The organism is Streptomyces sp. NPDC048337, from assembly GCF_043201175.1.
Taxonomy (GTDB): Bacteria; Actinomycetota; Actinomycetes; order Streptomycetales; family Streptomycetaceae; genus Streptomyces.
The window spans coordinates 15,813-26,844 of record NZ_JBICYR010000022.1 but is presented as its reverse complement, the minus strand read 5'-3'; the positions used below and the strand labels follow the sequence as shown (position 1 = coordinate 26,844).

9 protein-coding genes are annotated in these 11,032 nt (G+C 74.0%); 5 read left to right on the top strand and 4 right to left on the bottom strand.

What is annotated here, in order from left to right:
- Positions 1 to 8: 8 nt before the first annotated feature.
- Complete coding sequence (locus tag ACGFYU_RS29330) at positions 9 to 872, bottom strand: AraC family transcriptional regulator (protein WP_393830316.1); 864 nt, start codon at positions 870 to 872, stop codon at positions 9 to 11.
- Positions 873 to 952: 80 nt separating this feature from the next.
- On the opposite strand from ACGFYU_RS29330, the gene ACGFYU_RS29325 reads away from it, so the two are divergent.
- Both ACGFYU_RS29325 and ACGFYU_RS29320 read left to right on the top strand, forming a co-directional pair.
- Positions 953 to 5,545 (top strand): ATP-dependent helicase, encoded by a 4,593-nt coding sequence (locus ACGFYU_RS29325; protein ID WP_393830315.1) that lies wholly within the window; start codon positions 953 to 955, stop codon positions 5,543 to 5,545.
- 168 nt (positions 5,546 to 5,713) lie between these two features.
- On the top strand, positions 5,714 to 6,409 hold the full coding sequence (locus ACGFYU_RS29320) for a hypothetical protein (RefSeq protein WP_393830314.1): 696 nt from the start codon (positions 5,714 to 5,716) through the stop codon (positions 6,407 to 6,409).
- Positions 6,410 to 6,523: 114 nt separating this feature from the next.
- Here ACGFYU_RS29320 and ACGFYU_RS29315 read toward each other — a convergent pair whose 3' ends face one another.
- The gene (locus ACGFYU_RS29315) at positions 6,524 to 7,231 is read right to left on the bottom strand and encodes an NADPH-dependent F420 reductase (RefSeq protein ID WP_393830313.1); all 708 of its coding nucleotides are present in this window, start codon (positions 7,229 to 7,231) and stop codon (positions 6,524 to 6,526) included.
- Between the two features lie 99 nt (positions 7,232 to 7,330).
- On the opposite strand from ACGFYU_RS29315, the gene ACGFYU_RS29310 reads away from it, so the two are divergent.
- The 3 genes from ACGFYU_RS29310 to ACGFYU_RS29300 are packed head-to-tail and all read left to right on the top strand — an operon-like array spanning position 7,331 to position 9,584.
- Positions 7,331 to 7,921 (top strand): TetR/AcrR family transcriptional regulator, encoded by a 591-nt coding sequence (locus ACGFYU_RS29310; RefSeq protein WP_393830312.1) that lies wholly within the window; start codon positions 7,331 to 7,333, stop codon positions 7,919 to 7,921.
- A gap of 49 nt (positions 7,922 to 7,970) precedes the next feature.
- Complete coding sequence (locus ACGFYU_RS29305) at positions 7,971 to 8,765, top strand: Fpg/Nei family DNA glycosylase (protein ID WP_393830311.1); 795 nt, start codon at positions 7,971 to 7,973, stop codon at positions 8,763 to 8,765.
- Positions 8,766 to 9,584: an SDR family NAD(P)-dependent oxidoreductase gene (locus ACGFYU_RS29300; RefSeq protein WP_393830310.1), complete on the top strand. Its 819-nt coding sequence runs from the start codon at positions 8,766 to 8,768 to the stop codon at positions 9,582 to 9,584.
- 396 nt (positions 9,585 to 9,980) lie between these two features.
- On the opposite strand, the gene ACGFYU_RS29295 is transcribed toward ACGFYU_RS29300, so the two are convergent.
- A complete protein-coding gene (locus ACGFYU_RS29295) occupies positions 9,981 to 10,361 on the bottom strand; it encodes a helix-turn-helix domain-containing protein (RefSeq protein WP_030012484.1) in 381 nt (126 codons plus the stop codon).
- A gap of 109 nt (positions 10,362 to 10,470) precedes the next feature.
- Positions 10,471 to 10,971 carry a CinA family protein gene (locus ACGFYU_RS29290; protein WP_393830309.1) on the bottom strand — a complete coding sequence of 167 codons (501 nt, stop codon included), beginning with the start codon at positions 10,969 to 10,971 and terminating at the stop codon, positions 10,471 to 10,473.
- Between the last annotated feature and the right edge of the window lie 61 nt (positions 10,972 to 11,032).

The window sequence follows — 11,032 nt, the reverse complement described above, 5'->3', positions numbered from 1 at the left end:
CACGGAGGCTAGGCCTTGCCGCCCGCTCCCCGTTCCATGCGGTACGCGCCCGGAGGCACGCCCACGATCCGGGTGAAGTGCCGGTTCAGGTGCGGCTGGTCGGTGAAGCCGACGGCGACGGCCGCCTCCGCCGGCGGGGTGCCCGCGTCGAGCAGCCGGCGGGCCCGCCGCACCCGGGCGTCGGTCAGCCAGGTGTGCGGCGGCATCCCGTACCGCTCCCGGAAGGCGCGCAGCAGGGCGAAGGGGCTCGTCCCCAGCTCCGCCGCCAGTTGCTCCAGCGACGGCGGCTCGGCCATCCGCCCCTCCAGTACGGCCCGGGCCCGCTCGGCGTCGGCGGTGCCCGCGCGTCGTACCGTACGGGCGGGCAGCGGGCCCGCGTGCCGGCTGAGCATCCGCGCCACCACACCCCGCAGCAGCGTGTCGGCGGCCAGCGCGTTCCCGGCCTCGGCGGCCCGGTGGACCTCGGTGATCACCCGGGAGCCCTGCGGGTCGGCGACCATGTCGGCGGTGAAGCCGGGGGTGCCGCGCAGGGTGCCGATCTCGGCGGCGACCTCGGTGATCAGCCCGCGGGAGGGGTAGAGGGTGGCGTACGCCCAGCCCTCGGGCACCCCGGCGCGCGCGGTGTGCGCCACCTCGGGGTTGATCAGGACCACGCTGCCCGGACCGGCCCGTACGGTGCCGCCGGGGAGCCCTATCTCCTCGATGCCGCCGGTGACGGCCGCGATGACGTAGCCGTCGTGGGCGTGGCGCGGGAAGGTGTGCCGGACGTAGTGGGCGCGCAGCAGGTCCAGTCCGGGCAGCTCCGGGTACTGCCAGTGCCGGGCCCACTCCTTGGCCTCCTGGCGTCCCCCGTCCGTCCCCGGCGTCCCCATCCCCCCATTCTGCGCCTCTCCGGGCGGGGGTGTTCTCGCAGGTCCGGCCCGTTGTCAGTGCCGGGGTGCAGGATGGGGGCATGTCCGGCTCCGCGCTCGAATCGTTCTCCCCCGCGACCCGCTCCTGGTTCACGGGGGCCTTCGTCAGGCCCACCTCCGCGCAGGAGGGCGCCTGGCGGGCGATCGGGGCGGGCTCGGACGTGCTGGTCGTCGCGCCCACCGGCTCCGGCAAGACCCTGGCCGCCTTCCTCGCCGCCCTCGACCAGCTGGCCTCGACCCCGCCGCCGGCAGAGCCGAAGAAGCGCTGCCGGGTGCTGTACGTATCGCCCCTGAAGGCCCTGGCCGTGGACGTGGAGCGCAATCTGCGCAGCCCGCTGACCGGCATCCGGCAGGAGTCCGTCCGCCTCGGGCTGCCCGAGCCGGAGATCCGGGTCGGGATCCGCTCCGGGGACACCCCGCCCGCGGAGCGGCGGGCGCTGGCCACCCGGCCGCCGGACATCCTCATCACCACCCCCGAGTCCCTCTTCCTGATGCTGACCTCGGCCGCCCGGGAGGCCCTGGCCGGGATCGAGACCGTGATCCTGGACGAGGTGCACGCGGTCGCCGGGACCAAGCGCGGCGCGCACCTCGCGCTGTCCCTGGAGCGGCTGGACGAGCTGCTGCCCCGCCCGGCGCGCCGGATCGGACTGTCGGCGACGGTCCGGCCGGTGGACGAGGTGGCCCGGTATCTGGCGCCGCGCGGCAAGGTGGAGATCGTCCAGCCGTCGTCGGCCAAGGAGTTCGACCTGTCGGTGGTCGTCCCGGTGCAGGACATGGGCGAGTTGGGCGGCTCCCCCGCCACCGAGGGCAAGGAGGGCGGTGACAAGCCGTCCATCTGGCCGCATGTGGAGGAGCGGATCGCCGATCTCGTCCAGGCCCACCGCTCGACGATCGTGTTCGCCAACTCCCGCCGCCTCGCCGAGCGACTGTGCAACCGGCTCAACGAGATCGCGTACGAGCGGGCGACGGGCGAGCAGTTGGCCGACGGCGCACCGCCCCCGGCGGAGATCATGGCCCAGTCGGGCGCCGCCCACGGAGCCCCGCCGCTGCTGGCCCGCGCGCACCACGGATCGGTGTCCAAGGAGCAGCGGGCCCTGGTCGAGGAGGACCTGAAGGCGGGCCGGCTGCCCGCCGTGGTCGCGACCTCCAGCCTGGAACTGGGCATCGACATGGGCGCGGTGGACCTGGTGGTCCAGGTGGAGTCCCCGCCGTCGGTGGCCTCCGGGCTCCAGCGCGTGGGCCGGGCCGGGCACCAGGTGGGCGCGGTCTCCACCGGCGTGGTCTTCCCCAAGTACCGGGGCGACCTGGTGCAGGCGGCCGTGGTCACCGAGCGGATGCGCACCGGCTCGATCGAGTCCCTGCGGATCCCCTCCAACCCCCTCGACGTCCTCGCCCAGCAGCTCGTCGCGATGACCGCCATGGACACCTGGCAGCTGGACGACCTCCTGGCCCTGGTCCGTCGGGCGGCGCCCTTCGCGGCGCTGCCGGAATCGGCGTTCACCGCCGTCCTCGACATGCTGGCGGGCCGCTATCCCTCGGACGCGTTCGCCGAGCTCAGACCCCGGGTGGTGTGGGACCGCGTCGCCGGGACGATCACCGGCCGGCCGGGGGCGCAGCGCCTGGCGGTGACCTCCGGCGGCACCATCCCGGACCGGGGCCTCTTCGGCGTCTTCCTCGCGGGCTCGGACCCCAAGAAGGGCGGCGGCCGCGTCGGCGAGCTGGACGAGGAGATGGTCTACGAGTCCCGCGTCGGGGACGTCTTCACCCTCGGCACCACCTCCTGGCGGATCGAGGACATCACCCGCGACCGGGTCCTGGTCACCCCGGCTCCCGGGGTCCCGGGGCGGCTGCCGTTCTGGAAGGGCGACCAGCTGGGCCGCCCGCTCGAACTGGGCCGCGCGGTCGGCGCGTTCCTGCGCGAGCTCGGCGGCCTGACCGAGGAGGACGGCCGGCTGCGCCTGCTGGCGGCCGGCCTGGACGCCTGGGCCGCCGAGAACGTCCTGGCGTACCTCGCGGAGCAGCGCGAGGCCTGCGGCCACGTGCCGGACGACCGGACCATCGTGGTGGAGCGGTTCCGCGACGAGCTCGGCGACTGGCGGGTCGTGGTCCACTCCCCCTTCGGCGCGCAGGTGCACGCCCCGTGGGCGCTGGCGCTGGGCGCCCGCCTCGCCGAGAAGTACGGCATGGACGCGCAGGTGATGCACGCCGACGACGGGATCGTGCTGCGCCTGCCCGACGCCGACCTGCTGAGCATGGACCTGCTGGACCACGACCCCTCCGCCCCGCTGTCCTTCGAGTTCGACGACGAGCAGGCCCCGCTCGGCGCGGCCGATGTCGCCTTCGACCACGGCGACGTCAACCAGATCGTCACCGACCAGGTCGGCGGCTCCGCGCTGTTCGCCTCCCGGTTCCGCGAGTGCGCGGCCCGCGCCCTGCTGCTGCCGCGCCGCAGTCCGGGCAAGCGCACCCCGCTGTGGCAGCAGCGCCAGCGCGCCTCCCAACTTCTTCAGGTGGCCTCGGAGTTCGGTTCGTTCCCGATCGTCCTGGAAGCCGTACGCGAATGCCTCCAGGACGTCTTCGACGTGCCCGGGCTGACCGAGCTGATGGGCGACATCGAGGCGCGCCGGGTCCGCCTGGTCGAGGTCACCACCCCCGAACCGTCCCCCTTCGCACGGTCGCTGCTCTTCGGGTACGTGGCCCAGTTCCTCTACGAGGGGGACTCGCCCCTCGCCGAGCGCAGGGCGGCCGCGCTGTCGCTGGACTCCCGCCTGCTGGCCGAGCTGCTCGGCCAGGCGGAGCTGCGCGAACTGCTCGACGCGCAGGTGCTGGAGGAGCTGGAGCGGGAGCTGCAGTGGCTCACCGAGGACCGGCGGGCCAAGGACAGCGAGTCGGTGGCGGACCTGCTGCGGCTGCTGGGCCCGCTGACGGATGCCGAGCTCGCCGAGCGCGGGGCCGAGCCGTCCTGGGTGCGCGAGCTGTCCTCGGCCCGCCGCGTCATCCGGGTCCGGATCGGCGGCGCGGACCACTGGGCGGCGGTCGAGGACGCGGGCCGGCTGCGGGACGCGCTGGGCACGGCGCTCCCGGTCGGCGTCCCGGAGGCCTTCACCGAGCCGGTCAAGGATCCGTTGGGCGACCTCCTCGCCCGGTACGCCCGGACCCACGGACCGTTCACCACGGCCGCCGTGGCGGGCCGGTTCGGCCTGGGAGCGGCGGTCACCGAGGGCGCCCTGCACCGGCTCGCGGCGGCCGGCCGGGTGGTCCAGGGCGAGTTCCATCCGGCGGGCATCGGCCAGGAGTGGTGCGACGCGGCGGTGCTGCGCAGGCTCCGCCGCCGTTCCCTGGCCGCGCTGCGCCAGGAGCTGGAGCCGGTCCCGCCGGCCTCGCTGGCCACCTTCCTCCCGCAGTGGCAGCACCTGGGCGGAGCCCTGCGCGGCATCGACGGCCTGGCCCGGGCGGTCGAGCAGCTCCAGGGCGCGCCGGTGCCGGCCTCCGCGCTGGAGCGCCTGATCCTCCCCTCGCGGGTCAGCGGGTACTCCCCGGCCCTGCTGGACGAGCTGACCACCTCCGGCGAGGTGGTGTGGGCGGGCGCCGGCTCCCTGCCGGGCAAGGACGGCTGGGTCTCCCTCTACCTGGCGGAGGCGGCCCCGCTGCTCCTGCCCCCGCCGCACCCTCTGGAGCAGAGCCCGCTCCACCAGGCGGTCCTGGAGTCCCTGGCGGGCGGGTACGGCCTGTTCTTCCGCCAGATTGCCGATTCCGTGCGCGCGGTGCTGCCCGAAGTCTCCGACATGGCCCTCGCGGATGCGCTCTGGGATCTGGCCTGGTCGGGCCGGCTCACCAACGACACCCTGGCCCCGCTGCGATCGCTGCTCGGCTCGGGCCGGACGGCGGGCTCCACCGCCCACCGGGCCCGGCGCACCGTCCCCCGCGGCCGGTACGGCACGCTCGGCGCGACCGTGTCCCGGACCGGCCCGCCCACGGTATCGGGCCGCTGGTCGGTGCTCCCGTCACAGGCCCCCGACCCGACCCACCGGGCCCACGCCATGGCCCGGACCCTGCTGGACCGGCACGGGGTGGTGACGCGGGGCGCGGTGGCCGCGGAGGGGATCGAGGGCGGTTTCAGCGCGGTCTACCGCGTCCTGTCGGCCTTCGAGGACAGCGGCCAGGCCCGTCGGGGCTATGTCGTCGAGGGGCTGGGCGCGGCCCAGTTCGCGATGGACGGTGCGGTGGACCGGCTCCGGGCCGCCGAGCGGACCCCGCCCCCGCTGGCGGCGGTGGTCCTCGCCGCCGCCGATCCGGCGAACGCGTACGGCGCGGCGCTGCCCTGGCCGGAGCCCCCGGCCGGCGCCACCCACAAGCCGGGCCGCAAGGCGGGCTCCCTGGTGGTTCTGGTCGACGGCGAACTCACCCTGTATCTGGAGCGCGGCGGCAAGACCCTGCTGGCCTGGCCGGATGCCGGGGACCCGCGGCTGACGGCGGCGGTGGCGGCCCTGGCCGCCGCCTCCCGGGCTGGCACCCTCCCGGCCCTCACGGTGGAGCGCATCAACGCCGCCGCCTCCCTGACGTCCCCCCTCGGGTCCGCCTTGGAGTCGGCCGGTTTCCACGCCACCCCGAGGGGCCTGCGCCTGCGCTCCTGACGGCACTTGCCACGGCGGCGAACGGATAACGACTGTTCCGCACATGTCTTGGGCATGTCACAGAACCGTCCTCGACCGCCTCTGAGCTGGCACTCGCACTTATCCATCCCTTATCAAGATGATCACAGGCGTCGCATTGACGATGCACAGTCATGGGGGACGAGAAGAGTGAGCACCATCAGCATGCGCAAGAGCACCCTGGTCGCGGTCGGCCTCGCGGTCGCCGGCACCGTGGCCCTGACGGGCTGCAAGAACGGCAACGAGGACCCGGCTCCGGCCCCGACCTCCTCCGCCCCGGGCGGCGCCAGCGGCGCCCCGGCCAGCCCGAGCGCGGCCCCGGCCAGCCCGTCGGCCGGCGGCGGCTACAGCAGCGAGGCCCCCGCCGCCGGGGCGGCGGGCCAGGCCAAGCCCGGCCAGGCCTTCAAGCTCGGCGAGACCGCCACGGTCCCGTTCGACTACGGCAGCACCAAGGGCGGCACGATCGCCCTCACCGTCACGGCGGTCGAGCAGGGCGACCCGGCCGACCTGGCCTCGCTCAACCTGGGCGACAAGGTGAAGGGGATGATCCCCTACTACGTCCGCTACTCGGTCAAGAACGTCGGCACCGTGGACCTGTCGAACACCACGGTCGGCCACATCAAGGGCCTGCTTCCGGACGGCAGCGAGGCGCAGGGCGTCTCGGTCATCGGCAAGTTCGAGAAGTGCAAGGACGACTCCCTGCCGAGGGGCTTCACCAACGGCCAGACGACGACCGGCTGCGCCATCGCCCTGGCCCCGTCCGCCCAGACGAAGGTGGCCGGCGCCCAGTACTGGGGCAACCCCTACAACAACCTGAGCAACGGCAAGCCCCTCACCTGGAAGTGAGCCCCTGACCCGGAAGCGCCGAGCGGCCCACCAGGCCCCGCCCTTCCGGCACATCGAGCCCCTGCGACGGCACCCCGCCGCAGGGGCTCTCCCCGTTCCACCGGAACTCCCGCGTCAGCGCATCACCTTGATGCCGAAGCGGGCACCGCCGAGCGCGAACTGGATGGCGCTGTGCATGTGGGAGTACATCTCCATGCCGCGGGAGCTGACCAGCGGACCGAGGTCGAGGACGTCCTGCCAGCCGTAGGACCGCAGGAGCGCGGTGACCTCCGCCTTGGCGTCGTCGTGGTCCCCGGCGATGAACATCGTGTGGTCTCCGCCGGCCACGGCCCGCGGGTTGACCACGGTCTCCTGCTCCTGGGTGACGCAGGCCTTGACGACCTTGACCTGCGGCAGGGCACGCTGGATCCGCTCCCCCAGACTGTCGTGGTCGACGGGGTCCAGGGCCGGCATCACCCCCCAGGGGGTGGGCCAGGGATGAGCCTGCTCGGGGTTGTAGACGTACGGGACGGCGTAGTCCATCAGGGTCTTGCCCGCGAGTTGCTTGTCGATGCCGCTGAGCACGCGCACCGCGTTGGCGCCGTCGATCCCGTTGATGACGAAGTCGGCGGCCGCCGCGGCCTCGCCGAAGCTCCGGAGTTCGATGCCGGGGTAGTTCGCGAACCACTGCCCGAAGGGCTCGATGCCCATGAAATCGGGTTCGGTGCGACCGAGGGTGACCTGGGAGTCGCGGGTGCCGACGTAGACCTCGTGCCCGAGTTCCAGCAGCTTGGCGGCGTGCGCGCGGCCACCCGCGCCGGTACCGAGGACTGCGACCTTCATTGCTTTGCTCCGTTCCGTGTTTCCCGACCCCCTGACGACCTCTCCACCATAACATCAGTACGTACGTCCGTACCAATACTTTTGTGCGAGGCTGACTCCATGCACGCAGAGACTCACGAGGAGGCCGCCCCCCGGCGGCGGACGCGCAGGCACGACCCGAACCGGCGCGAGCGGATCGCCCAGGTGGCGGAGGAGCTGATCGCCGAGCGCGGGCTGGAGGGGCTGACACACCGGGCCATCGCCGAGCGGGCGGACGTGTCCCTCTCCTCGACCACCTACCACTTCGCCGACCGCGAGGCGCTGGTCCGGGCCGCGCTGGAACGGGCCGCCGACCGCTTCGCCGGCTTCGTGCGGCAGTGGGCCGAGGAGCACGCCGACGCCACCCCGGAGCAGATCGCCGAGGCGCTGGCCGACAGCGTCATGGCCTGCCTCGGCGAGGGCCGCACCTCGGCCGTCGTCGAGTACGAGCTCCACGTCGCCGCCCTGCGCCGCCCCGACCTGCGGGAGGCGGCGAGCCTGCCCGCCCGGGCGAGCATCGAGGTGATGACCCCGCTGCTCGGCCCCGTGGTCGCCGCGACGATCCCGCCCCTGATGACCGGCCTGTGCCTGCACGCCATGACGGCCCCGACCCCGCCCACCCGCGCCGAGGTCCTGGCCGTTCTCACCCACGCCCTCCGCCCCCCGCACTGACCGCGCCCCGCGGACCCGCCGGAGTCCGCGGCCGACGGACAATGGGGCCATGCCCGAAGGAGACAGCGTCCGGCGCACGGCCACCCGGCTGCACGCCGCCCTGGCCGGCAAACCGCTCACCCGCAGCGACCTGCGCGTCCCCCGCTTCGCCACCGCCGACCTCACCGGCCGCACCACCCTCGAGGTCACCCCCCGCGGCAAACACCTCCTGACCCGCTTCGAGGGCGGTCTCACCCTGCACAGCCACCTCCGCATGGACGGCGCCTGGCACGTCTTCCCCGCGGGCGCGACCTGGCACGGCGGCCCCGCCCACGAGATCCGGGCGATCCTGGCCACCGCCGACCACACCGCCGTCGGCTACCGCCTCCCCGTGCTGGAGCTGATCCGCACCGCCGACGAGGACCGGGCCGTGGGTCACCTCGGCCCCGACCTCCTCGGCCCCGACTGGGACCCCGACCGCGCGGCGGCCAACCTCCTCGCCGCCCCCGAGCGCCCCCTGGGCGAGGCCCTGCTCGACCAGCGCAACCTCGCCGGGATCGGCAACATCTACAAGGCCGAGCTCTGCTTCCTGGCCCAGGTCACCCCCTGGACCCCGGTCGGCGCGCTCCCCGAGGCGACCCTCCCCCGCCTGGCCGCCGCCGCGCACCGCCTGCTGGCCGCGAACACCGGCGACCGGCCCGGCCCCCGCAACACCACCGGCAGCCGCCGCCCCGGCCAGGACCTCTTCGTCTACGGCCGCGCCCGCCGCCCCTGCCTGCGCTGCGGCACCGCCATCCGCGAGGCCCCGCAGGACGGCCGCCCGACCTACTGGTGCCCCCGCTGCCAGCCGGGCCCGACGCCCTAGTTGACGGTCCGTCAGATCCGGTCGTACCGTCCCGGCATGCCCACACCCACCCGTACAGCATCGGCCCCGTACGACCTCACCGGGCGCACTGCCCTCGTGACCGGCGCCGCCAGCGGAATCGGCCGCGCCACCGCCCTGCTCCTCGCCGAGGCGGGGGCGCACGTGCACTGCGCCGACCGCGACGCGCTGGGTCTCGCCGAGACGGCCGCCCTCGTCGCCAAGGCCGGCGGAGCCGCCACCGTCCACCCCCTCGACGTCACCGACCGCGCCGCCCTGAGGGCCGCCGTCGCGGCCGCGGGACCGCTCGACATCGCCGCCGCCATCGCCGGGGTCATGCACACCAGCAGCGTGCTGGAGACCACCGACGAGGACCTCGACCGGGTCCTCGACATCAACTTCAAGGGCGTCCTGCGCACCTGCCAGGAGGCCGCCCGCTCCATGATCGCGGCGGGCCGCCCGGGCTCGATCGTCACGATGGCCTCGGGCGCCGTGGACGCCTCCCAGCCCGGCCTGCTCTGCTACAGCGCCGCCAAGGCCGCCGTCGTCCAGCTGACCAGGACGCTGGCCACCGAGGCCGGCCCGCACGGCATCCGCGTCAACGCCGTGGCCCCCGGATGGATCCGCACCCCGATGACCGGCCGCCACACCCCCGAGGTCCAGGAACAGACCGAGGCGATGATGGTCCGGATGTCCCCCCTGCGCCGGGTCGGCGAGCCCGAGGACATCGCCCAGGCCGTGCTCTACCTGGCCTCGGACGCCTCGTCCTTCACGACGGGTCAGATCCTTCGCCCGAACGGCGGAGTGTCGATGCCCTGGTAGCCCCCGGAGCCGTGGCCACCGCGTCCGCCGATCCCCGCCGGGCCCCGCGCTTCGGCGGCCCCGGTACACAGTGCACCGGCAGCAGCCCCAGCCCCCATCCGCCCACGGCCACCGCGCCCTCCACGGGTCCGGACTCCCCGGGCGCGAAGGCCAGCCGCAGCACGGCCCACCACCACAGCACCCCCACCGCCAGCGCGAGGGTCAACGGCACGGGTATGCGCAGGCGCGGGCACAGGCGCAGTAACCGCCGCACGGCTACCTCCCAAGGGCCGGGACCCGGACGGCCCCATCCTCCCGCACCCCTCCCGGCCCCGCACCCAGAACGGCCGGGAGCCCCGGCCGGTGCTTCACGCACCGGCCGGGGCTCCGGCCACACTCACACACTCACGTGCTCGCTCACGCGGCTACGACATTCACCGCTTCCGCAGGCGCCTTGATGGTCACCCGCTCCGGCCCACCCGTGACCGAAGCCATGGAGACCGAATTGAGCATCGGGCGTACCGGCACACTCACCGGTTCGCTTGCCGCGGCCGACTGTGCCAGCTCGGCCAGCGACAGTTCATCGCTGACTTCGCGCATCAGCTCGGACATCCGTACGTCCAACGCGTCGCAGATCGCGGAGAGCAGCTCGGAGGATGCCTCCTTCTGCCCCCGCTCCACCTCGGAGAGATAGCCGAGCGAAACTCGAGCCGACGAGGAGACTTCGCGCAGAGTACGGCCCTGGCGCTGGCGCTGCCGACGCAGCACGTCACCCAGCAGGCGACGGAGCAGAATCATCGGTGGCTCCCTCCTCTGACCGTGTAGCCGCATCCTTCACGCCCCACCGTACCGCCTCGCGCCGCGGCCGTGCGGGGAGCGATGTCGTGTTCACTCAGGGCTGTAAACATCAAATCCCCCCGTTCTGTTCCGTATCCTGCCCCCGCAGATTCTCGCGGAGTTCGCTCGAGAGCAGTTCGAGCACTGTCCGTGCACTCTCCCTACGGATTTCCGCGCGGGAGCCGTTCAACCGCAGCCGGGCCGTTTTCCTGCCCCCCGGACCCGCCACGGCGACGAAAACGGTGCCCACCGGCTGCCCGTCCTGCGGGTCCGGACCGGCCACGCCGGTGGTCGCGATCCCCCAGGAAGCGCCCATCACCCGCCGCACCCCGGTCGCCATCTCCTCCGCGACCTGCGCGTTCACCGCGCCTTCGGCCGCAAGCAGGCCGGCGTCCACTCCCAGGATCCGGTGCTTGAGCTCCGTCGCGTAGGCCGTGACCGAGCCGCGGAAGGACCGGGACGCCCCGGGTACGGCCGTGAGCTCGGCGGCCACCATGCCGCCCGTCAGGGATTCCGCGACGGCGAGGGTCTGGTCACTCTCCGCGAGCAGCCGCAGCACGTCCGCGGCCACATCGGCCGCCCCAGCCACTCCGGTTTCAGTTCCGGACACCCGAAGATTCCCCCGCCGCGTA